Origin of the sequence: Methylosarcina fibrata AML-C10 (assembly GCF_000372865.1) — a bacterium.
Taxonomy (GTDB): domain Bacteria; phylum Pseudomonadota; class Gammaproteobacteria; order Methylococcales; family Methylomonadaceae; genus Methylosarcina; species Methylosarcina fibrata.
This window is the reverse complement of the sequence record NZ_KB889965.1, coordinates 2,298,565-2,322,586: the sequence shown is the minus strand read 5'-3', so window position 1 is coordinate 2,322,586 and position 24,022 is coordinate 2,298,565. Positions and strand designations below refer to the sequence as shown.

Genomic DNA, 24,022 nt, shown 5'->3' with positions numbered 1-24,022 from the left:
GCATTGCAAAACTATGCCCAAAGCCCGGGCCTGCAAGCCCAACGCGGCTACTGGCAGGCGCAAGGCGAAGACCAAAGCCAAACCGACACAAGCCTTTGCAACTGGCCCTGCGACCACCCGCAAGGCCGGGCCGAAGCCCGCGACCGCGTCAGCCAGACCCTGACCCTGAGCGCCGAGCGCAGCCGCCAGCTCCTGCACGACGCCAATCCGGCCTACCGCACCCGCATTCAGGAACTGCTGCTGGCGGCCCTGGCGCAGACCCTGTGCGAATGGACCCGGCAAACCGACATTGCCGTCGCTCTGGAAGGCCACGGCCGCGAAGCCGAGCTCATGCCGAGCGATAATCCGCAAGCCGCTCTCGACCTGAGCCGCACGGTCGGCTGGTTCACCAGCCTGTACCCGGTCAAACTCAGTCCGCAAACGAGCGAGGTCGACACCGTCAAAACCGTCAAGGAACAACTGCGCCGAGTGCCGGATCGCGGCTTGGGCTACGGCGTATTGCATTACCTGAGCCCGACCAACCAACACCCAGCGGACGCGCGGCACGAAGCCTCCGTCAACCCAGCCAGGCCCAGAGTCTTGTTCAACTACCTCGGCCAACTCGACAGCAGCTTCAGCGACGACGCCCTGTTGCAACCGGCCGCCGAAGACAGCGGCGACGAACGCGACCCGCAGACGCCCTTGGCCTACGAACTGGAAATCAACGGCGAAATCTACCAGGGCCAATTGCGCCTGCACTGGAGCTACAGCCGCGAGCGCTACCAAGCCGACACGATCAAAACCCTGCTCGAACGCTACCAGCTGCACTTAAACCGATTGCTCGACCATTGCCTGCAAGCGGAACCGACATTAACCCCGAGCGACGTGCCGCTGGCCAACCTCAGCCAAGCCCAGCTCGACGCGCTGCCGATCCCGCACGCCCAGATCGAAGATGTCTACCCGCTCTCGCCCATGCAGCAGGGGATACTGTTTCATGCGCTACGCGAACCGGAAGCCAATCTCTATGTCACTCAGTTGGTGCTGAATTTGACGGGTTTGGATGTGCCACGTTTTATTCAAGCCTGGCGAGAGGTGTCCAACCGGCACGAGATTCTGCGTAGCGGATTTTTCTGGCAGGGCGATGCGTCGTTACAAGTCGTATGGCGTGAGGCGAAGATACCGGTTTCTTGTCTCGATTGGGGGAGGGGGGCATTTATCGAAGACGAGTTGACCGCGTTGGCGCAAGCCGATTACACGCACGGCTTCGATCTGGCTCGTCCGCCGCTGCAGCGTTTAACGTTGGTCAGTTTGCCCGAACGGCGGACGCATCTGATTTGGACCAACCATCATTTGTTGCTGGACGGATGGAGCAACTCGCTATTTTTTGCCGAAGTCATGACAGTATACGAAGGAAAGTCAGCAACTCGGGTAAAAACAGGCCGTTACCGCGATTACATCGCCTGGCTGGCAGCCAGAGACAGGAAAGCTGGAGAAGCCTTTTGGCGGGAAAATTTACGCGAAGTTCGTGAACCGTGCCTGTTGGCGAATTGTTTGGCTGCGCCGGGACAACATGGCAACGCTTATGTTGAATGCAAGCTGTCGGATGCCGAAACCGAGGGCTTGCAGGCCTTTGTACAACGGCAGCATTTGACCTTGAATACCTTGGTGCAAGGTGCCTTGGCACTATTGTTGGCGCATTACACCGGTCTCCGAACCCCTGTGTTCGGCACCACCGTGGCCGGACGACCCGGCGATTTGCCTGGCGCGGAAAATATTTTAGGTTTGTTCATCAACACCTTGCCGGTTGCAGTCCGCATCGAGCCGGACAAGCCGGTGGCGGATTGGCTGCGCGAATTGCAAATCGCCAATTTGCAGATGCGCGAGCACGAATATTTGCCGTTGTACGACGTGCAACGTTGGTCCGGAACCGGTAGCGGCGAGTTATTCGATACGTTGGTGGTATTCGAGAATTACCCGGTCGATGCGGCCTTGCGCCAGACCAACGACGACCTGCGTATCGGCAATCTGAGTCAGCGCGACGTGACCAATTATGCGTTGACGCTGGACGTGACCGTCGGCAAGCGCTTGGAAATCGGCTTCGATTATGCCTGTGCGTATTTCGGCGCAGACGATATGCGACGGATGGCGAACGGTTTGCGTCATTTGCTGCTGGAAATGACTAAGCAGCCGGATATTTGTATCGGCGCGCTTGGCTTGGGAGAGGCCGCGTTTATCGATACGTTATCTGTTGCGCAATTTTATCCCGGAAAATTGTTGCCATCGTTAATCCGCCGCCAGGCCCAAACCCGGCCCGCTGCGGTTGCGCTGATAGCCGACGCGGAGCGGACGAGTTACGCCGAGCTGCACAGTCAGGCCAATCGTTTGTCGCATTATTTATTGGATCAAGGCCTGCGTCCCGGCGCGGTGGCGGCTTTGAGCCTGCCGCGTTCGGTGGAGATGCTGGTTGCCTGTCTGGCGGTGTGGCAATGCGGCGCGGCGTTTCTGGCCCTGGACCCCGAGTATCCGGGTGAGCGTTTGCGCTACATGCTGGACGATGCCGGCGCCGAATGGCTGATCGGTTGTGAGGCGACGATCGGCAGGGTGGATGCGGTCAATGCAGTCAAACGGATAGACCTCGCCCAACTCGACTTGTCCGCCTATCCCGATATGCCGCCCGACGTGGCGTTACACCCGGAAACGCCAGCCTATCTGATCTACACCTCCGGTTCCACCGGCCAGCCCAAGGGCGTCGTTGTCGCTCACGGCCCGCTGGCCATGCATTGCGAAGCGATGGCGGAGCTGTATGCCTTGCAGGCGCAAGAAACCTGTCTTCACTTTGCCTCGTTCAGCTTCGATGCCGCCATTGAACAATGGGCGGTGCCGCTGTTGCGTGGCGCCACGCTGGTCATGGGCGATCCGGCACAGTGGAGCGTCGACCGGACCCTGCAAGCCATTCGGGATCATGCGATTAGTCGTATCGACGTATCGCCGGCCTATCTGGCCGAACTGGCCCGCCAGCTCGAAAACCCGGAACAAGCACCCACATTGACCGGTTGCACTGTCGGCGGCGAAGCCCTGCCACAGAACAGCCTGGCCTTGATTCAAAGCCGCTTGCGCCCCGAGCGTTTATTCAACGCCTATGGTCCCACCGAATGTGTCATAACTCCACTGGCTTGGCAAGCCGACATCGAATGCAGCGGTATCTACGCCTCGATCGGTCAGTGCATCGGGGCCCGCACCGCTTACGTGCTGGATGCCGACCTGAATCCATTACCGGTTGGCGTGGCCGGCGAACTGTACATCGGCGGCCTGGGCTTGGCGCAGGGCTATTGGCACCGGCCGGGACAAACCGGTGAACGCTTCTTGCCCGACCCGTTCGTTGGCGACGGCCAGCGCATGTACCGCACCGGTGACCGGGTGCGGCAGCGCGCCGATGGCAGCATCGACTACCTGGGTCGAGTCGATGAGCAAATCAAACTGCGCGGCTTTCGGATCGAACTGGGCGAAATCGAGAATGCCTTGCTGGCCAAGCCCGGCGTGCGCGAAGCGGCGGCTAAAGTCGGCGCCGGCGGGCGATTGTTGGGTTACGCGGTGGGAGATCAAGGACAAATCGACGGCGACGAACTGCGCAGCGCCCTGAGCCGGCAGTTGCCGGGCTACATGGTTCCGGCGCAGATCGTCGTGCTGCCCGAGTTACCCAAACTGCCCAACGGCAAACTGGACCGCAAGGCGCTGCCGGAGCCGGAGCGGATCGGCCAAAGCCGCATCGAACCGCGCAACGACACCGAGCGGCAACTGGTACAAATCTGGCAAGAAGTGCTCGGCCTGGAAACGGTCGGCATCGAGGATAATTTCTTCGAACTGGGCGGGCATTCTTTGCTGGCTTTGCGTTTGCTATCGACGATCAACCGCGAGCTGGGATGGGATTTGCCGCTCAGCCGTTTGTTGCAGCAGCCGACCATCGCTGCTCTGGCGGCGCAAAATAAGTCAACATCCTTGTCGCCGCTGGTGGCTCTGAACCATGCCGCCGGTCCGTTGCCGCCGCTGTTTTGTTTGCATCCTGCCGGCGGCGCGGTATTCGGCTATTACCCGCTGGCCCGCGCGCTGGCCGGACAGCGGCCGGTGGTCGGCCTGTTGTGCCGCAGCTTTCTGGATGCGAATTGGCGCGACGCTTCGCTGGAAAACATGGCACGCGATTATGCCGATGCGATTGCGCAAAGCCAGCCGCAAGGTCCGATTCATTTGCTGGGCTGGTCGCTGGGCGGCGCATTGGCTTTGAGCATTGCGCGCACCTTGGAACAGGCCGGCCGCGAGATCGGATTCTTAGGCTTGGCCGATTGCTTTGTGCCCGGTTTCGAAAATGATGAAGAAGCAGAGGACGATGGCGACAATCTGCGGGAACTATTGCGCGACATGGCGCCGGAGCTGGCGGACGTGGAGCCGGATTCGCTGGCAAAACTGCCGGAATCCATCGGTGCTACGCATCCGGCGGGAGAGTGGGTAAAATTGCTGGATTTGCAAAATGGCCTGGCGATCATGCAACACCTGACCGAGTTGAGCGAGCATTACCGTATCGAGCCCGTCCGCGCCGGCATGTATTGCTGGTGGTCGCGCGCGGCCGGCGATGCGGCGGAGTTGGCGCAAGCCATTCTGGAGCAGGCCTGCGACAACCGCGTGCTGGGTTCGGCGCGGGTCGACAGTGATCATGCCGGCATCGTGCGCGATGCGGATTTCATCGCCGATATTGTTGCGCTATTGCAAGGGAAGGCAAATGCTCAGAGATGAGCGTAATAAAAATTCGATGAGTATTGGAAGGCTTTGGTTCGGTTTGGTTTGGAGTTTGCCCATCCTACTGACCGCCGCCTGCGTCGAAGTCCCGGAACGCGATCCGGTCAAGGACGCCGTGGGGTTGCCATCGGCCTGGATGGCACGCCCCGCCGATGGCTATCGGGCCGAAGTGTCGGCCTGGCTTGCGAGCTTTAACTATGACGACCTCAAAGTCCTTGTCGCGGCGGCGCTGGACGGCAATAACGACTTGAAGGCCACTGCCGCGCGCATTCCGCAAGCCCGCGCGTTGGCGCGCATCGAAGGTGCTGCGGCTAAGCCGCAAGTCGATCTGGCGCCGGAATTTCAGCACGCCGACGCCGGCCGCCACGCGCGGGCCTATTTAGCTGACGGCAATCTCTGGGCCGTGCCTTTCAATTTCAGTTGGGAATTGGACGTCTGGGGCCGCATCGGCGATGCTCGTCGAGCCGCCGAGTTGACCGCCGATGCCGCCGAGACCGATTGGCGCGGGGCGGCCTTGTCGCTGGCGGCGCGCACCGCGCAGACTTGCTTCGAACTGGCCGAAGCCCGCCAGCGGGTGACCGTCGTGCAGTCTTCCATCGACGACCGGGGCGCCTTGGTTGAATTACTGCAAGGCCGCTTCAATTTGGGCTTGGCGCAAGGTCTGGATTTGAGCCTGGCGCTGACCGATCTCAGCGATGCCCGTGCCGAGCTAGACGATGCGACCAACCAAGTTCAGCTTGCGCAGCGGCGGCTGGAAGTGTTGCTGGGGCAATATCCGGCCGGGAGCGTCGAGCGTTGCGGCCAACTGCCCGAATTGCCGGCGGCGATGCCGGCCGGCTTGCCTGCCGAATTATTGAGCCGCCGACCGGATATCGTGGCCGCATTCGCCCGCTTGCGCGCCCAGGACCAGCGCTTGAGCAGCGCCCGCAAGGCATTGTTGCCGCGCGTGACCCTGGCGGCCTCGGGCGGCAGCCTGGGCAACACATTGGCCGATTTGAGCGATCCGCGCTCGGCGGCCTGGAACTTGGCCTTGGGGTTGACCCAACCTTTGTACGCCGGCGACAGGCTGCAAGCCGACATCGACCTGCGGGCGGCGCAAAGCGACGAGGCTCTTCACTCTTACCGTGAAACCGTGTTGCAGGCCTTGCGTGAGGTCGAGCAAAGTCTGGCCGCCGAGACTTGGCTGCGCGGCCGTGAACAGGCATTGGCCACTACCGTCAAACAAACCGAAACCAGCCGCGCGCTGGCGATTTATTCCTACCGAAACGGCACCGTGGATATTTTGACTTTACTGGATAGCTACCGCAGCACTCTGATCGCGCAAACCGCGCTGCTGGACGCTCGGCTTAAATTGTTGAATAACCGGCTGGACTTGTATTTGGCTCTGGGCGGCGGCGTATGACGGCGGCACGATGGCGTGTCGTCTTGCCGGTTTTGGTCGTGCTGGCGGCTGGTATCTGCGCTTGGTTGTTGGCTGAGGGATCGGCGCCGGAATCGACGCATCGGGACGAAGCCGTGCCTGTCGTCAAAGTGTTGAGCGCGCAAGCGCGGCGCCTGCGCGTGCCGGTTCGCAGCCAGGGCGTGTTGCAGCCGGTGCGGGAGATCGATTTGACCGCCGAGGTGCGGGGTAGGGTGGAGGCCTTGCACGACAGTTTCGTGGTCGGAGGGCGCTTCAAGGCCGGCGAGGTGCTGGCCAAAGTGGCGGCACACGAATACCAATTGGCCGTGGTGCGCGCCGAGACGCAACTGGCCGAAGCCAAGCGTAAACTGGCGGAAGAACAGGCGGCGGCGCAACAGGCGCAACGGGAATGGAAGGTGCTGGGGCAAGGCGCGCCGACGCCGCTGTCGCTGCACGAACCGCAGGTGCAGGAAGCCAAGGCCAGACTGAAACAGGCGGAAGCCGAACTGGCCGACGCCAAACTGCATCTGAGCCGCTGCGAGATCCGCGCGCCGTTCAACGGCCGGATCAAGGAGAAATCGACCGGCGTCGGGCAACTGGCCGAAATGGGCAAGGTGTTGGGTCGAATTTACGCCGACGATGCCGCCGAGGTGCGCTTACCGTTGAGCCAGGCGCAGATCGGCTACTTGCTGGAACCCAACGCAAGCAAGGCGAATCGCCCCAAGGTGGTATTGACCGCCGAACGCGGCTTGGAAACCGTGCGGCGCGAGGCGGTGATCGTGCGCCGCGAGGGCATCATCGATCAGGCCACGGGACTGGAATATTGGGTCGCGCGTCTGGATGCTCCGGAACGCACGCCGGCCTTGTTGCCCGGCACCTTTTTGACGGCGGAAATCGAAGGCAAGGAGTTGGACGGCGTGATCGAATTGCCGCGCGGCGCGTTGAATGCGGCCCAGGAGGCGGTGCTGGTCGATGCCGATGGCAAACTGGAAGTTCGCCGTTTGCAGGTGCTGCGTAGCGATGCGGACCGGGTTTGGGTCGGCGGCGGCTTGCAGGCCGGCGAACGGGTGGTGGTGTCCGGTATCGAAACGCCGGTTTCCGGGCAGAAGGTCGTCGTCGAAGCGGCCGACGCCTTGCTGTAGGGGAGGCACCATGAAATTGCCAGTTTTTCGTTCGCGCTCGCCTTTGGCCTGGTTCGCCACCAATCCGGTCGCGGCCAATCTTTTGATGCTGTTGATCTGGCTCGGCGGTCTGAGCGGTTTGTTGACGCTTGAACGCGATGTTTATCCGCGCTTCAGCCCCGGCCGCTTCGAAATCGTCGCGATCTATCCCGGCGCCGGGCCGGAGAACGTGGAAGCCGCATTATGTATCCCGCTGGAAGAGGCGATACACGATGTGCCCGGCATCGAGCATCTGGATACCGGCGTGTTCGAGGGCGAATGCCAGATCAATGTCAGCGTCTTGCCGGGCCACGAACGCGATGGGGTGATGAGCGCGGCGCGCGGCCGTATCGACGCCTTGACCCGTTTGCCGGCGGCGGTGGAAAAAATCGACGTGCGCGCGGCGCAGCGCGACGGCGACGACGGGGTGATCTGGGTGGCTTTGTACGGCGATGTCGATCCGTTGCGCCTCAAAGACCTGGGCGAACGGATCCGCGCCGAATTGTCGGCCCTGCCCGGCGTGACGCAGGCGGTCGATTACGGCCGCATGCAGTACGAAATCGGCGTGGAGGTGCGCGCCGAGCGTTTGCGGCAATACGGCCTGACGCTGGAACAAGTGGCGGCGGCTATCCGGCGGGCTTCGCCGGTATTGGCCGCAGGCCCGGTCAAGACGCCGACCGGCGATTTGCTATTGCACGTGCGGGCGGGGGCGGTTAGCGGCGACACGGTGACCGCATTGCCGTTACTCAATTTGGCCGACGGCGGCACGGTGACGGTCGGCGACGTGGCGACGGTCAACGACGGCCTGGGCGAAAAAGTGTTGCAATGGCGCCACGACGGTCTGCCGGCACAGGGTTGGGAGATTCACGCCGAAGCCGGCGGCATCGCCGTCGCTCAGGCCGTGCGGGAATACGTGGCGCACGCGCAATCGACGTTGCCGCCGGGTTTGCGCTTGAAAACCTGGTGGGACGATTCCATCGCCTTCGATCAGCGCGTCGATACTCTGCTGGAAGACGGCTTGAGCGGTTTCATTCTGGTCTGGCTGGTGTTGACGCTGTTTTTGCGCGCTCGGGTGGCCTGGTGGGCTGGAATGGGGATTTTGACCTCGGTGCTCGGCACCTTGTGGTGGATGCCGCTGCTGGGATTATCGTTGAACATGTTGTCGCTGTTCGGCTTTTTGCTGGCGATGGGCATTCTGGTGGACGACGCCATCATCATCGGCGAAAGCGTGCACAGCGAACAACAAAAGCCGGGCGCCGATCCGCTACGCGCCGCCGCGATTGGCGCCGGCAAGGTGGCGCTGCCGGTGTTGCTGTCGATTGCGATTGCGGTGGCGGCGTTCCTGCCCGGCTTGTTTCTGCCGGGCTGGAGCGGGGCGATGATGCGGCCCATCGTCTGGGTGATGATTTTGACTTTGGTGTTTTCGTTGGCGGAAGCACTTTTGATTTTGCCGTCACATCTGGCGGTACCGGCGGCGGATTCCGTGGACAACGCGAAATTGGCGCGCTGGCGCGAGCGTATGAATCGGTCGTTGGAAAGCTGGGTCGCTGGCCGTTACCGGCCGCTGCTGGAAAAAGCCCTGGACTGGCGCTACCTGGTATTATCGCTGTTCGTGGCCTTGTTGCTGTTGACTGGAGGGTTCTACGCCGGCGGCCACGTGCGCAAGGCGATGAATCCGGACATCAGCAAGGATGCGTTCTGGGCTCGCTTGACCGTGCCGCCCGGCACCGCGCCGGCGCAAACCAAGCGCCTGGCGGAACGGGTGGAAAAGGCCTTGCTGGATTACCGCGACGAGCTGGAGCGGGCCGACCCTGGTTTTAATTTGCTGATAGGGCAGGAGACTCTGATTTGGGAGCAGGAAGCCGGGCTGTGGCTGGAATTGTCCAACGCGGCCAGGCAACGCATCAAAGTCGACGATTTCGTGCGTGAATGGCGGCGGCGCATCGGCGAGCTTGGTGTGGCGCGGCTTGACTTCATCGTCCGCGAAGGTGATGTGCCGTATGACATCGTGTTGAATTTGTCCGCCGACGATTCGCGGGTGCTACGCGCGGCCGGCGCGGCGTTGAAGCAGCGATTGGCGGCCTATCCCGGCGTTTACGACGTACTGGATTCCAATATCGCCGGCAAGCCGCAACTGCGTTTGCAATTGACCGCGGCCGGCGAGGCGATGGGCCTGAAAACGGCCGACCTGGCCGAACAGGTGCGCCATGCTTATTACGGTGTCGAAGCGCAGCGTTTTCAGCGCGGTCGCAGCGAGGTCAAAGTCATGGTGCGCTTGCCGCTCGTGCAGCGTCGCGCGTTGGGTGATTTGTATACCTTGCCGGTGGCGTTGCCGGACGGCAAAAACACCGCGTTGTCGCAGGTGGCCAAGCTGGAATTCGAGCCGGGCGTGGCGCAAATGACCCGGCGCGACCGGCAACGGGTTTTGGAGGTCGCGGCGCGGGTCGATCCGGCCCAAGCCGATTTGAATCGGATTTATACCGACCTGGAGCAGCGAGTGTTGCCGGACCTGCAAAGCCGGTTCAGCGGCCTGAACGCCGATCTGGGCCGCGAACGCCTGGAACAGCAACAAACCTTGAGGGCTCTGGGCCGCAATACCGCGATTGCCTTGTGCGTGATTTATGCTATTATCGCAGTGGCGTTCCGTTCCTATGCGCTGCCTTTGGTGTTTTTGCTGGCGGCGCCGATGGCCTGGTGCGGCGCGGTGCTGGCGCATGCCGCGCTGGGCATGCCGTTGTCGATGGAGTCTCTGGTCGGCATGATCGCGGCCAGCGGCGTCGTGGTCAACGACAGCATGGTGTTGCTGGATTACATACACGAACACGAAAGGCGTGTGGTTAATCGCTTGACGCTGATCGCCGATGCCTGTTCGGCGCGTTTCCGGCCGATCTTTTTGGCCTTCCTCACCAACTTTGCCGGTTTCCTGCCGACGCTGCTGGAAACAAGCGAGCAGGCGCAATTCCTGGTGCCGATGACATTGTCATTGGCGTCCGGCTTGCTGTTCGGCATGTTCGCCAGCCTGTTGCTGACCCCGGTTTGTTATGCGGTGTTGCAGGATTTTCAACGGCGGGGTGATGATGCTGGTGGCCGGTAAACCGTTTCTGACGGTGGACGAAACCGACGTTTGGTTCGAGTCTTTGCAGGCCGAAGAAGCCGAATACCGACAGTATTGGAGTTGGCTGTCGGAGTCGGAACGGCAAACCGCGCAGCGTTTCGTTCGCGAGTTGCACCGGCGCCGTTACGCGGTTTGCCACGGAAAGGTACGCTTGCTGCTGGGCCATTATCTCGGTATTGCGCCGCAAGCGGTATGCTTCGGCCGTCAGACTTTGGGCAAGCCGTTTCTGCTGGATGCGAGCGGCGGCCCCCATGCCTTGCGTTTCAATCTGTCGCATTCCGGCGACTGGATGTTGCTGGCGGCGGGTCCGCGCGAGCTGGGCGTGGATATCGAGGTGTGGGATCCACGCCACGACCCGGAAAGTTTGGCCGGGGAAATCCTGGCGCCGAATGAATTGGAATATTGGCTGACTCTGTCGCCCGCAGAGCGTGCTGCGGCGTTTTACCGTTTTTGGACGCGCAAGGAAAGCTTGGCCAAGGCGGTTGGTTCAGGCATCGGTATCGGCGTTGCATCGATCGAGACAACCCCGGGCAGTCTAGCGAAATTTCTGGGTTTGCCGAAGGATTGCGGAAAGCCATCCGATTGGCATTTGATAGACCTCGATTTCGGCGCGGGAATCAGTGGGGCGATGAGCCGCAGGCGAAGGTTGCAGAGCACCGTAACCGAGAGCGCGTGATTCATGGCGGAGTCGACAAGTGTTGTGCTCGGCACTTCGTGGCGCTGGAGTTGCACAAAGTCATGGCTCTACTCGCTGCCGGCATTTATACTGATTAACTCAACGGCCTGCTTTTTTTATGTACCCACAACCAGGATCAGAGGTGCAACATGAAATCTAATAAAATTATTTTGGCTTCTGCGTTGGCGGTGGCCATTTCAGCCGTATTGACGACTACGCCGGCATTGGCCGAGATGCAGCCGACGACCAACAGCTTCTGGTGGCCGGAACAACTGGATCTGAAACCACTGCGACAGAACTCGGCCGAGTCCAACCCGCTGGGCAAGGCGTTCAACTATGCCGAACAATTCAAAACCCTGGACCTGAAAGCGGTAAAAAAAGACATCGCGGGCGTCTTGCATACCTCCCAGTCCTGGTGGCCGGCGGACTACGGCAATTACGGGCCGTTTTTCATTCGTATGGCCTGGCACAGTGCCGGCGTATACCGCATCTTCGACGGACGCGGCGGTGCCTCGGGCGGGCAGCAACGCTTCGAGCCGCTCAATAGCTGGCCGGATAACGTCAACCTGGATAAAGCTCGGCGTTTGTTGTGGCCAGTCAAACAAAAATACGGCGCCAAGCTGTCCTGGGCCGATTTGATGGTATTGGCCGGCAATGTGGCCTTGGAAGACATGGGTTTTAAAACCATCGGCTTTGCCGGCGGTCGGGCTGACGACTGGGAAGCCGAGGCCGTCAATTGGGGCTCGGAAAAGAAATTTCTCGGCGACGAGCGCCACGATGAAAAAGGGGGGCTGGCCAAGCCCTTGGCCGCGGTACAAATGGGGCTGATCTACGTCAACCCGGAAGGGCCGGGCGGCAACCCCGACCCGTTGGCGGCGGCCAAGCATATCCGCGAAGCCTTCGGCCGCATGGCGATGAACGACGAGGAAACAGTGGCGTTGATCGCCGGCGGCCACACCTTCGGCAAGGCCCACGGCGCGCATAAGCCGGGCGAATGCGTCGGCAAGGAACCGGCCGCCGCCGGCATTGAAGAGCAAGGCTTGGGCTGGGCCAACAAATGCGGCAGCGGCCATGGCGTGGATACGGTCAGTAGTGGCCTGGAGGGGGCATGGACGACCAATCCGGCCCGCTGGACCCATGAATATCTGACCTGGTTGTATGCGTTCGACTGGGAAACCACCAAGAGCCCGGCCGGCGCGACGCAATGGATTCCCAAAAACGGCCAAGGCGCAAACTTCGTCCCGGATGCGCACGACCCCAATAAGCGCCATGTGCCGATCATGTTTACGACCGATATCGCTTTGAAAATGGATCCCGAGTATCAAAAAATCTCCAAGCGCTTTCTCGATAATCCCAAGGAATTCGAGCTGGCGTTTGCCAAGGCGTGGTTCAAGTTGACCCACCGCGATATGGGACCCAAAGCTCGCTACGTCGGCGCCGAAGTGCCGGCCGAAGACTTTATCTGGCAGGATCCGGTTCCCAAGGCTGACCACAAGCTGATTGACGCCAAGGATGTCGTCAAGCTAAAGTCGGCCATTTTGGCCTCGGGTTTGACAATACCTGAATTGGTCAGAACCGCCTGGGCTTCCGCAGCGACCTTCCGTGGTACCGATATGCGCGGCGGTGCTAACGGCGCGCGGATTCGCCTGGCTCCGCAAAAAGATTGGGAGGTCAACGATCCCGCCGAACTGTCCAAAGTGCTGGCTCGTCTAGAATCCATCCGGAACGACTTTAACCGCTCATTGAAAGGCGGCAAGAAAGTATCGCTCGCCGACGTGATCGTGCTGGGCGGTTCCGCCGCAGTGGAAGAAGCTGCCAAGAAGGCTGGCGTCAAGGTACAGGTGCCGTTCAAGCCGGGGCGGATGGATGCCTCGCAGGAACAAACCGATGCCAAGTCTTTCGAGGTTTTGGAACCCAAAGCCGACGGTTTCCGCAATTATTTCGTCAAGGGTAATGCTCACTCGCCTGCGGAAATGCTGGTCGAGCGGGCGGATTTCCTGACCTTGAGCGTGCCCGAAATGACGGTGTTGGTCGGTGGCATGCGGGCGCTGGATGCGAACGCCGGCCATTCGAAACACGGCGTATTCACCAGCCAGCCTGGCACTTTAACCAATGACTTCTTTGCGAACCTACTCGATATGTCGACACAATGGACCAAGTCGGCAACCGAAGGCATTTACGAAGGCCGAGACCGCGCTACCGACCAGCTCAAATGGACGGCGACGCCGGTCGACCTGATCTTCGGCTCGAATTCCGAGTTGCGTGCGGTGGCGGAAGTCTATGCCTCGGACGACGCCAAAGACAAGTTCGTGCAGGACTTTGCCGATGCTTGGGCCAAAGTGATGGATTTGGATCGCTTTGACACACGCTGACCTCAGTTAGGGTGCAGTCCAACCATATATTGATCCGGCCCTTAAAAGTTTGAAGCCGTTCGCCTTGAGCCTGTCGAAAGGCCAGTCATTCGGGAGCTTCGACAAGCTTAGCCCGAACGGAGTTGAGACTTCATGGGGCCGGATCAATAATGTAAAAGGAAAAAGCTAAAGAGGCCACCGGTGAAATCCTTTAAGGTTATTTCTGTTTGATCGATCCTCATCCAGGCCCAAATTGTTGAGCTCCTCCTATCTGCTGAATGATACCGATCTCAAAAATTGGATATGAAGCTATTTTTTCCAAAAAAACATTTTATTGCTATCTATACATGACAATAATGTCGTAAAAATGCTAATATCTGCGGATGAAGGTATCAAAAGAAGAGCTGATTGCGGTATTGGCCCAATTCAACCCTTGGTGGCGCGGTGAGTCTATAGCCGATTTGCCGGGATGGCAGCGTGCGGCTTGGCGGCAGTTAAACCGTTGGGTGGCCAGCCCGCCAGTACATCGCGCCATCCTGTTGTCCGGGGCACGCCAAGTCGGTAAAACGACATTGCTGCAACAACAAATCGACGCGCTACTGAAACAAGGCATCGCTGCCGCCAATATTCTCTACGCTACCTTCGATCACCCCGTACTGAAGCTCGCCGGCATTGAAGCGGTGCTGGAGGCCTGGCGTGAGCGTGAGCCGCGTGTCGATGGACCTGAATATCTGTTTCTCGACGAAGCCCAGTTTATCCGAGATTGGGGCACTTGGGTTAAACATCAGATCGATTTCAACAAACAGCGCCGCATTGTCTTTACCGGTTCGGCGATGCCTTTGGTCGAAGCGGATCAGGAGTCCGGCGTCGGCCGTTGGCATACTATCCGGCTGACCACGCTATCGTTTTACGAATACCTGCAAATCAAACAGGTCCAACTGCCGGCATTGCCTCCGTTAAAAAGCCTGACAGAGCTGTTCGACTGGACGCCGCCGCAATTTTACCGGGCGCAAGAAATCGCCGCGCCCTATGTCGGTCATTTCCACGAGTATCTGATTCGCGGCGGTTTCCCGCAAACCGCGCAAGTAGAAAGCATCACCCAGGCCCAGCGCCTGCTGCGCGAAGACATCATCGACAAGGCGCTCAAACGCGATATGACCGCGCTGTTTGGGGTGCGCCGGGTTCTCGACCTCGAGCATACCTTCCTCTACCTCTGCATGCACGACGGCGGTTTGCTGAATATCACCGACCTGTCAAAAAACCTGGAGGTCAAGCGCCCCACCGCCCAGCATTTCATCGAATTGCTGGAAGCCTGCCATCTGATTTACCGGCTACCCCCATTCGGTTACGGCAAGGATGTGCTCAAAGGGCGTTTCAAAATTTACCTGGCCGATGCAGCGATCGCGCCCGCCGTATTGCTCAAAGGCAAAAGCATCATCGACGATCCTTCCGCGCTGGGTGTGGCGACCGAAACGGCCGTGTTCAAACACCTGTTCGCGCGTTATTATGCCCAGAATGTACGTTTTACCTACTGGCGAGGCAAACAAGAGCGCGAGGTTGACTTGGTTGCCGAAATCGGCGGGCAATTTATTCCTTTCGAAGTCAAATACCGCGCCCAGCACACCGGTGCGCGGGAATTGAAAGGCTTGCTCGAACTATGCGAGCAAAAGAAAATTGCCCGAGGTTATGTCGTGACTAAATCGCTTGACGACTTCGGTTTGATGACCGGCTTGCCGCAGACCGGCGAAACAGTGACCCAAATCATGCGCTTGCCTGCACCGTTGCTGTGCTACTGGATGGGAGCGTCGGAATTGAATCAACCTGAACTGAACGACTGATCAGGTAAACACCTCGGAACAACAATTATATGGATCAAAGCCAACTCAAATGGATTGCGGACTTCATCTGGAATATCGCCGATGACCGTCTGCGCGATGTGTACGTGCGCGGCAAATACCGCGATGTGATACTGCCGTTCACCGTGCTGCGTCGTCTCGATGCCGTGCTGGAATCCAGCAAAGACGTCGTATTGGAACGCAAAAAATTCCTCGATCAGCACGGCGTGGTCGATCAGGAAGGCGCGCTACGCATGGCCGCCGGCCAGGCGTTTTACAACACCTCGGAATTTACCCTGTCCCGTCTGGCGGCCAGCGGCCAAGGCCAACGATTGCGCGACAACTTCATCGATTATCTCGATGGCTTCTCGTACAACGTCCTGGAAATTCTGGCCAAATTCAAATTCCGCGACCAGATTCAGACCCTGGTCGATGCCAATGTCCTGGGTTACCTGATCGAGGACTTTCTCAATCCCGATGTGAATCTGTCGCCGCAGCCGGTGCTCGATGGCGACGGCCGCATCAAACTGCCGGGACTGGACAATCACGGCATGGGCACCGCTTTCGAGGAATTGATTCGCCGTTTTAACGAAGACAACAACGAAGAAGCCGGCGAACACTGGACGCCGCGCGATGTGGTCAAACTGATGGCCAAATTATTGTTCGTGCCGATCGCCGACCGGATCGAATCCGGCACCTATACCTTGTATGACGGCGCTTGCGGTACCGGCGGCATGCTGACTGTGGCCGAGGAAACGCTGCTGGAACTGGCCGCCAGCCACGGTAAGGAAGTGTCGATTCATTTATTCGGCCAGGAAATCAACCCGGAAACCTACGCCATCTGCAAAGCCGATTTGCTGCTCAAGGGCGAAGGCGAAGAAGCCGAGAACATCGTCGGCGGTGCTGATAAATCCACTTTGTCGGCCGACCAGTTTCCGGCGCGCGAATTCGACTTCATGCTATCCAATCCGCCGTACGGCAAAAGCTGGAAAACCGACCTGGAACGCATGGGCGGCAAAGCCGGCTTTAGCGACCCGCGCTTCATGGTCACCCACGACGGCGACCCGGAATACAAACTCATCACCCGTTCCAGCGACGGCCAATTGATGTTCCTGGTCAACAAGCTGCAGAAGATGAAGCACAACACCCCGCTGGGTAGCCGCATCGCCTTGGTGCACAACGGCTCGGCGCTGTTCACCGGCGACGCCGGCCAAGGCGAAAGCAACATCCGCCGCTGGGCCATCGAAAACGACTGGCTGGAAGCCATCATCGCCTTGCCGCTGAACATCTTTTACAACACCGGCATCGCCACCTACATCTGGGTGCTGACCAACCGCAAGGCCGAACACCGCAAGGGTAAAGTGCAACTGATCGATGCCAGCCAATGGTTTCAGCCGTTGCGCCGCAACCTGGGCAAGAAAAACTGCGCTCTTGGTGAAACCGACATCGAACGCATTCTGGAGCAATACCTGCAACTGCCGCCGGCTGACGAAGAGTCGGCAAAGACCAGTCCGGAATCCAAGTGGTTTAACAACGCCGATTTCGGTTACTGGAAAATCACCGTCGACCGGCCGTTACGTCTAAAGAGCCAGCTCAAACGCAGTGCCATCGAGACGCTACGCTTTGCCTCCGGCGATGAAGCCTTGCGCAGCGAAATTTACGGCCGCTGGGGCGATGCGCTCTACGATCGGTTCGCCAAACTGCGGCCCGAGATTGAAGCCTGGCTGAAAGGCGACGATAGCGACGACGATGCGGATGAAGGGGATGACGGCGACAGCAAGCCTGCCAAGAAAGCCGTGCCGGACAAATCCGTCGGGAACGGATTTGGATCGCATGGCGACCCCGAAGGGGGACGATACAGGAACGTATCGTCTCAAAAACGCAAGAAACTGCTCGACCCAGCCACCTGGCTGCGCGACAAAGCCCTGGTCGAACTGGCACGTTTGGCGCAACAGGAGTTGGGTGATGGCATCTTTGACGATCATAATCAGTTCCGCGCCCGCTTCGATGCGGCGATGAAACAGCTCGACAAGAAGCCCAGCGCTTCCGATAAAAAAATCATCTACAAAGCCGTGAGCTGGCGTGATGAAACCGCGCCACCAGTGATCACCAAGCGCACAAAGCTCAAGGCCGGCGAATATTTCGAGCCGGGATACGACGGTGCCTATCTGGAGCAAGACGGCAAAGACCGCTACATGATCGAATACGAACCCGACAGCGATTTGCGCGACACCGAACAGGTGCCGCTGACCGAACCGGGCGGCATCGAAGCGTTTTTTGCGCGCGAAGTGTTGCCGCATGCCTCCGACGCTTGGATCGCGATGGACGCCACCAAAATTGGCTATGAAATCTCGTTTGCCCGTTATTTCTACCGGCCCGCGCCGCTACGGACCTTGGCGGAAATCCGCGCCGATATTCTGGCTTTGGAACAGCAGACCGAGGGTTTGCTGCATAAAATTGTGGGGGCTTCATGAACAGTTTTGTCTACGCACTGAGTAGACAATTAGCTTATAGCCCTTGCGAAGTCGCAGGAGAAGATTGATGGATTCCACCCGCTACTCAGGATATAGAAAACCCAAAATGCCTTGGCTTCCCAATATTCCAGAGCATTGGGACGAACAGCGCGCCAAAGTGTTTTTTCGTGAAGTGGATGACCGTTCGCGCACGGGTGACGAGGAGTTGCTTTCTGTGTCGCATCTGACAGGCGTTACACCTCGCAGCCAGAAAAACGTCACCATGTTCAAGGCGGAAAGCTACGCTGGGCACAAGCTTTGCCGTCCCGGCGATATTGTCGTCAATACGTTATGGGCTTGGATGGCGGCGTTAGGAGCAGCTCGTCACACAGGATTGGTTAGTCCGGCTTATGGTGTTTACAGGCCTCACAACCCAGAGGATTTCAGCCCGGCTTATCTGGATTATTTGCTGCGTATTCGCGCCTACGTGTCTGAATACAATTGCCGTTCGACAGGTATCCGAGCGTCCCGGCTTCGGCTTTATCCAAACCAGTTTCTTGATATTCCACTGATTCAACCGCCGCGTGCCGAGCAGGATCAGATCGTCGACTATTTGCGGGTGCAAGATGCCCATATCGCCCGCTTCATCAAGGCCAAGCGCGATCTCATCAGGCTGCTTACCGAGCAGAAGCTGCGCATCATCGATCACGCCGTGACGCGCGGGCTTGATGCGTCAGTTGCGTTGAAATCTTCTGGTATTGAGTGGCTGGGGGATATCCCCGAGCATTGGAAGCTTCAGCGACTGAAAAATGTTGCCAACGTGATTCTGGGCAAGATGCTGATCACCGAGGCCAAAGATAGTGACGGTGAATTCAAGCCCTACCTGCGTTCCACGAATGTGCAATGGGTAAAGCCGGACGTGCATGACGTAAAGGAAATGTGGATTGCCAGTTCAGAGATGGCACAGCTCCGCGTTCGCAAGGGTGATCTGCTTGTCAGTGAAGGCGGCGAAGTCGGTCGTGCTTGCATGTGGAACGATGAACTGCCGGAGTGTTACATCCAAAACTCCGTACACCGGGTAGCGGCCAAGACCATGATGCTGCCGGAATTCCTGTTTCATCAGTTCTTCTCCTACGGCAAGCGCGGACGTTTCAACGCCATCGTGAACCGAGTTAGCATCGCGCATCTGACACGTGAAAAGCTTGTGACCGTTCCGTTCACTGTACCACCCGTCGAAGAGCAAAAGGCAATCTGCAAGTGGATCGCCGACGAGTGTAAACCGCTCGAAGAAGCCATCCAACGTGCCGAAGAAGAAATCAAGCTGATCCGCGAATACCGCGACCGCCTGATTACCGACGTCGTCACCGGCCAAATCGATGTTCGCGATTGGGTGCCGGGGCCGGATGACGTGGTGGCCGAGGAAGACTTGGCGGCTCTGGGCGGCGGCGAAGACATCGAAGCCGATGGGGAGGACGAGGATGGCGAAGAATAAGCCCGCCGCACCCAAACCGGCCGATGCCCTGCTGCTGGAGTTGCGCGGCCTGATCGATTCCGCCCGTCAGCACATCGCGCAGACCGCCAACGCCACGCTGACGATGCTGTATTGGCGCATCGGCCACCGGATCGGCGTGGAATTGCTGCAGAAGGAGCGAGCGCCCTACGGGCAGGAGATTGTCTCCGCAGTGAGTAGAGAATTGACCCAGGCCTACGGCAGAGGCTTCGCCGACCGCAATCTGTGGCACATGAAGCGATTTGCCGAGGCTTTTCCGGACGAAAAGATTGTCTCCGCGCTGAGTACAGTTTTGTCGTGGACGCATTTTCGCCAGATCATCTATCTGGAGCGACCCTTGCAGCGCGAGTTCTATGCCGAGATGTGCCGCATCGAACGCTGGAGTACGCGCACGCTGGAAAAGAAGATTGGCGGGATGCTCTACGAGCGCACCGCCATCTCCAAAAAGCCCGAGGCTGTGGTGGAAATGGAAATCGCCAAGCTGCGCGAGCGAGACCAGATCAGCACCGATCTGGTGTTCCGCGATCCTTACCTGCTGGATTTTCTGGGCCTGCAAGGCGTTTACAGCGAGCGCGACCTGGAGTCGGCCATTCTGGCCGACATGGAGCGTTTTCTGCTGGAAATGGGTGATGGCTTCTGCTTTGTCGCCCGGCAGAAGCGTCTGATTATCGGGGCGGACGATTTTTATCTCGACCTGCTGTTCTATCACCGCAAGTTGCAACGCTTGGTGGCGGTGGAGCTGAAGTTGGAGAAGTTTCAAGCGGCGCACAAGGGGCAGATGGAGCTGTACTTGCGTTGGCTCGATCGCTACGAGCGGCAACCCGGCGAAGAAGCGCCCATCGGCCTGATTCTGTGCGCTAGCATCAACCGGGAAGAAATTGAAGTGCTACAACTGGATGGCTCTAGCATCCGCGTGGCCGAGTATCTGACCGAACTGCCGGAACGCGAGGCGCTGCGTTCCCGCTTGCATCACGCCATCGCAGTGGCGCGTGAACGGGCTGCAGCGGCGACCTTGTCGCCGCAGAGCGCAATGGCCAAACCTACGAATGCAGTGCCAAAACCCCGGCGCAAGAAAAAGGGAGACAACGCATGAAACCCACCGACACCAGCGAAAAAGGTCTGGAAGCCCTGATCGTTAATCATCTCACCGGTCAACCGACACCGGACGTTGCCGCGGATAACGCGGTTCAATCCAGCGTGGGTTATTACAGCGTCGGCGGCTATCAGCAAGGCCTGCCCGCCGATTACAACCGCGACGTGGCGCTGGATGTCGTCAAGTTGCTGGCCTTTTTGCAGGCCACCCAGCCCAAGACTGTCGAAACCTTGGAGTTGGCGCAGGACGGCATCAAACGCAGCCAGTTTCTGCATCGCATTCAGGGCGAGATCGCCAAGCGCGGCGTGGTGGATGTGTTGCGCAAAGGCGTTAGCCACGGTCCGGCGCATGTCGATTTGTACAAATTTCTGCCGACGCCGGGCAATGATCTTGCCAAAATTTCACAGACACTCTGTTAAGAGAGTAATCTCTATGCATGAGGAGTCTTATGAAAAACAATGATCAAGCAGCATCTGCTACGACGCAACCAAAACGCAACAAATATTCGCCCCAGTTTAAAGAGCAGGCTTTGGAGCGGGCAAAGCAAGACGGCGTTCCAAAGGCAGCCAAAGACTTGGGGATTGCTCAAGCCATGCTGTATTGCTGGCAAGCCAAAAGCCACCAAACCGGTCAGCCCTTTGAAGAGCAAAAACTGCAACAAGCAGAAATTGCGCGGCTTAAACGGGAAAATGCTCGCCTGGAAGAGGAAGTCGCTTTTTTAAAAAAGGCGGCAGCGTACTTTGCCAAGCAACCACGGTGAGGTACGCTATGATGCAATCCCTTGAATCTGAATTTTCAGCCACGCTGATGTGCCGCTGTCTTAAAGTTTCGCGCAGCGGCTATTATCAATGGAAAAAACGCCCGCCCTCGCCAAGAGCGCAATCGCAAGAAGCTATGGCCAATGAGATCAAGCGGGTATTCGACGATGAAAAGGCACGCGCCGGTTCGCCACGAATAACCAAGCGTCTCAATGATGAAGGCCATCGTATCAGCCGCCATACCGTGGCCAAGATCATGAGATCTAAGGGTTGGCGGGCCAAGGCCGCGCGAAAATACAAAGCCACGACCAACAGCAATCACAACTTGCCCGTAGCGCCCAACCACTTGGCTCAAGATTTTGAAGCGACGGTGCCCGATCAGAAATGGGTCTCCGACATTACCTACATCTGGACGGATGAGGGCTGGCTTTATCTGGCCGTCGTCTTGGAGTTGTATTCGCGCAAGGTCATCGGCTGGGCCATGGCGGAGCGCATGACCGCCAGCCTGGTTTACGATGCATTAACCATGGCATTATGGCGGCGAAAGCGCCCAAAAAACGTCATCGTTCATTCGGATCGGGGCAGCCAGTATTGTTCGGCAGCCTATCAAGCCCTGCTCAAACAGCATCAATTGATTTGTAGCATGAGCAAGAAAGGCGACTGCTACGATAACGCCGCCATGGAAAGCTGGAACCACAGCTTCAAGGTTGAAGCCATTCACGGTGAGCGGCTACAAACGCGAGCCGATGCAAAGCAACATGTCTTCGAATACATCGAAGTGTATTACAATCGCAAACGGCTTCATTCCAAGTTGGGTTATCTATCCCCAGAAGCCTTTGAACTTAAACAAGTCTCTTAGCTATCTGTCTGTAAAATTCAAGCAAGATCAGTCGATGCTTGGATTAAAAAGATGGATTGCAAAGGAAGGAAGGCTTTGGGTCTTTAGCCCAATCGTTTGGCAAGATCCGACGAAGCAATGTGTGTATAACGCTGAAGCATTGTCAGTGATTTGTGCCCGGTTATGCTGGCAACCTCCATAATAGAAAAACCACGCTCGAATAGTCGACTAGTTGCTTCATGACGTAAGTCATGAAATCTCATTCCAGTCACCCCCGCTGAATCGCAGGCAGCTTTGAATCGGTGAGTCATGTCGTCTATGTAAATACCAAATACGCGACCGTCCTCTCTGCGGGGGAGGGTGTCTAGGGCTTTCCTTGCTGCTGACGATAGTGGGACATGTCGTACTGCTCCGTTCTTGGTTTCCTTGAGAGTAATCACATGGCCTCGAATCATATCCCATCGAAGAGACGCTATCTCGCTACGACGCATGGCAGTTTCGATAGCGATTGTTACGATGGCGTTCATTTCGGGATTGAGATGTTCTCGAATGGCTTCTTCTTCGCCATAGTTAAAGCGACGATCGCGTGCGTTATTTACTTTGGGAGAGCGAACAGACATTACCGGGTTTGTGAGATATTCCATACCCCATTCTTTTCGGCAGATAGTGTATAAATGACTAATGGCCGCCATTTCGACTTGCACTGTTCTGGGTGAAACTTCTTTAAGCCTGCTGTCACGATATGCTGCTATATCAATACCGCGAAGAGATGCTAAAAAACGATTGCCGAGCGAGCTTTTTTGGAGCAGCATAATGCGAGAGCGCTCGCGCTTGGCACCTTTCTTAGTGGGGGTTATTTCTCTTAGATAACGATCCCAAGCCTCAGCCAAGGTCGTTTGTTCGGCTTCCTTCTTGCAGATAAAGGAACCGCGAAGCATTGTGGATTCAATTTCGGCCGCCCAAAGTTCGGCCTCTGGTCGGGTTGGGAAGGCCTGTGATTGCTCAGGATAGCCAGTTCGACGAATACGAACAAACCATTTTCCATTTGGAAGCTTACGAAAAGCAGCCATTTATTACCTAAACTTTTTAGAATTGGTAATAAAATGGTAATGGATTTTTTTAATCCGTCAAGACGCTATTTGTAACTTACTGATATTTATGGTGCCTCGGGCCGGAGTCGAACCGGCACGGTGTTACCACCGAGGGATTTTAAGTCCCTTGCGTCTACCAATTTCGCCACCGAGGCATCGAATATTTGGGTGAGCTGCGTATTATATAGCAACAAAAAAAATAAGCCAGATATGATCTTTATTTTTCCATTCCTCAGTTTTGCAAAAGATATAAAGAGACCGATACCCTATCAATCATGGAAATATGCCTTAAAGTCGGAAGGTTGCCGTCCTTGCCGAATGTTGATTGTTTCCGGAACTCCCGGCTCCGGAGCTCTGCCGCTCGTCCCTCGAAAGGAGACAGCTTGCAAGTCGGATAATCCATTTGCCTATATCAGCCGAATTGGAGTTAAATATGCCTTATCCGATAACGATGCGGAAGAAGAAACCGAATCGGCGGTAGGGCATTCGTTAATGAAACTCACAAAATGTCCAGAGGGAGAATTCATGTCGAAATCGATCTTTTTAGGGTTGTTGCTGGTATTTTGTGCGGGTTCCGTCACTGCCGGGGCTCAGAGCGATGCGATCGGATTTGTTAAAACGGTTCATGGTGAAGCGACGGTGTCAACCTCTCAACACATGCAAAAAGCGGTACCGGGCATTCCGTTTTATCTGGGCAGTGTGCTCAAAACCGGCAGGGAAGGCAGCATGGGAGTAACGTTCAGAGACAATACGGTGATGTCGCTTGGAGCCGATACCGAAGTGACTGTGGACGACTATCTGTATAAACCGGCCAAAGGTGATCTGAAGCTGGTTGCCAGCATGATCCGGGGCACCTTGCACTATCTTTCCGGCGTCATCGCCAGGCTTAAACCCGAGGCCGTCGCTTTAAAAACGCCGACGGGAATCATTGGCGTCAGGGGTACGCGTTTTCTGGTCAAAGTGGAGGAATGAACAG

At 57.8% G+C, this 24,022-nt stretch carries 14 protein-coding genes and 1 tRNA gene; 13 read left to right on the top strand and 2 right to left on the bottom strand.

The annotated features are described in order from the left end of the window. The 12 genes from A3OW_RS28275 to A3OW_RS0110930 all read left to right on the top strand — a co-directional run. Positions 1–4,764: non-ribosomal peptide synthetase (locus A3OW_RS28275; RefSeq protein ID WP_020563492.1), on the top strand; the 4,764-nt coding region annotated here is incomplete at its 5' end. A 55-nt stretch (positions 4,765–4,819) separates the two neighbouring features. Further along, positions 4,820–6,169 (top strand): efflux transporter outer membrane subunit, encoded by a 1,350-nt coding sequence (locus A3OW_RS0110985; protein ID WP_232422365.1) that lies wholly within the window; start codon positions 4,820–4,822, stop codon positions 6,167–6,169. After that, positions 6,166–7,308, top strand: coding sequence for an efflux RND transporter periplasmic adaptor subunit (locus tag A3OW_RS0110980; RefSeq protein WP_020563490.1), 1,143 nt, complete (start codon positions 6,166–6,168; stop codon positions 7,306–7,308). The genes A3OW_RS0110985 and A3OW_RS0110980 overlap by 4 nt, the downstream gene beginning before the upstream one ends. A 10-nt stretch (positions 7,309–7,318) precedes the next feature. Next, complete coding sequence (locus A3OW_RS0110975; RefSeq protein ID WP_020563489.1) at positions 7,319–10,420, top strand: efflux RND transporter permease subunit; 3,102 nt, start codon at positions 7,319–7,321, stop codon at positions 10,418–10,420. Next, positions 10,401–11,117: a 4'-phosphopantetheinyl transferase family protein gene (locus tag A3OW_RS0110970; protein ID WP_020563488.1), complete on the top strand. Its 717-nt coding sequence runs from the start codon at positions 10,401–10,403 to the stop codon at positions 11,115–11,117. Before A3OW_RS0110975 ends, A3OW_RS0110970 begins: the two co-directional genes overlap by 20 nt. Before the next feature lie 149 nt (positions 11,118–11,266). Beyond that, on the top strand, positions 11,267–13,489 hold the full coding sequence (gene katG / locus A3OW_RS0110965; RefSeq protein WP_020563487.1) for a catalase/peroxidase HPI: 2,223 nt from the start codon (positions 11,267–11,269) through the stop codon (positions 13,487–13,489). Between the two features lie 362 nt (positions 13,490–13,851). Continuing rightward, positions 13,852–15,306 (top strand): ATP-binding protein, encoded by a 1,455-nt coding sequence (locus A3OW_RS0110960; protein WP_020563486.1) that lies wholly within the window; start codon positions 13,852–13,854, stop codon positions 15,304–15,306. A gap of 29 nt (positions 15,307–15,335) precedes the next feature. Beyond that, positions 15,336–17,777, top strand: a complete 2,442-nt coding sequence (locus A3OW_RS0110955) for a type I restriction-modification system subunit M (RefSeq protein ID WP_020563485.1) — start codon at positions 15,336–15,338, stop codon at positions 17,775–17,777. 67 nt (positions 17,778–17,844) lie between these two features. Continuing rightward, a complete protein-coding gene (locus tag A3OW_RS0110950; protein WP_033411694.1) occupies positions 17,845–19,248 on the top strand; it encodes a restriction endonuclease subunit S in 1,404 nt (467 codons plus the stop codon). Continuing rightward, positions 19,235–20,359: a PDDEXK nuclease domain-containing protein gene (locus tag A3OW_RS0110945; protein WP_020563483.1), complete on the top strand. Its 1,125-nt coding sequence runs from the start codon at positions 19,235–19,237 to the stop codon at positions 20,357–20,359. Before A3OW_RS0110950 ends, A3OW_RS0110945 begins: the two co-directional genes overlap by 14 nt. Then, complete coding sequence (locus tag A3OW_RS0110940) at positions 20,356–20,778, top strand: hypothetical protein (RefSeq protein ID WP_020563482.1); 423 nt, start codon at positions 20,356–20,358, stop codon at positions 20,776–20,778. Before A3OW_RS0110945 ends, A3OW_RS0110940 begins: the two co-directional genes overlap by 4 nt. Positions 20,779–20,807: 29 nt before the next feature. Next, positions 20,808–21,976, top strand: a protein-coding gene (locus A3OW_RS0110930; protein WP_085984332.1) for an IS3 family transposase whose coding sequence is annotated in 2 segments (ribosomal slippage) — positions 20,808–21,075 and positions 21,075–21,976 — 1,170 coding nt in all. Because the reading frame shifts where the segments join, the coding sequence is not laid out codon by codon here. Positions 21,977–22,059: 83 nt separating this feature from the next. Here the strand turns inward: A3OW_RS0110930 and A3OW_RS0110925 are convergent. After that, positions 22,060–23,025 (bottom strand): site-specific integrase, encoded by a 966-nt coding sequence (locus A3OW_RS0110925; protein WP_026223499.1) that lies wholly within the window; start codon positions 23,023–23,025, stop codon positions 22,060–22,062. A gap of 89 nt (positions 23,026–23,114) precedes the next feature. Beyond that, positions 23,115–23,201: transfer RNA gene (locus A3OW_RS0110920), tRNA-Leu, on the bottom strand. A gap of 370 nt (positions 23,202–23,571) precedes the next feature. On the opposite strand from A3OW_RS0110920, the gene A3OW_RS0110915 reads away from it, so the two are divergent. Then, positions 23,572–24,018, top strand: a complete 447-nt coding sequence (locus A3OW_RS0110915; RefSeq protein ID WP_026223498.1) for a FecR family protein — start codon at positions 23,572–23,574, stop codon at positions 24,016–24,018. Positions 24,019–24,022 lie beyond the last annotated feature (4 nt).